The following is a 259-nucleotide window of genomic DNA, read 5'->3' as shown; positions in this document are numbered from 1 at the left end:
CGACGATCGAGCAGGCCGAGCAGCCGCGGTGGGGGGAGAGCCGCTGATGGTCGACTGGAAGGGGTGGGGCGACAAGATCGTCGACGGTGTCGGTTCCGGCATCGACAAGGGCAAGGAACTCGTCGGCGAGGGCGTCGACTACGTCACCGACAAGACCGGTCAGGCGCTGGACAAGGTCGGTGCGCACGACTGGGCGGACGCGGTCGAGGACTGGGGCGACGAGACCGCCTCCTCGCTGGGGGCGTCGGTCGGGGAGCAG

1 protein-coding gene is annotated in these 259 nt (G+C 69.9%); it reads left to right on the top strand.

Translation table 11 applies throughout. The annotated features are described in order from the left end of the window. Positions 1-46: 46 nt before the first annotated feature. Positions 47-259, top strand: a 213-nt coding sequence (locus IF73_RS38470) for a putative T7SS-secreted protein (protein WP_037881958.1), incomplete at its 3' end; no start/stop codon positions are given.

It is taken from the genome of Streptomyces sp. NRRL F-5727, assembly GCF_000719555.1.
Taxonomy (GTDB): domain Bacteria; phylum Actinomycetota; class Actinomycetes; order Streptomycetales; family Streptomycetaceae; genus Streptomyces.
The sequence above is the reverse complement of the archived record's forward strand: the minus strand, read 5'-3'. Positions and strand labels throughout refer to the sequence as shown.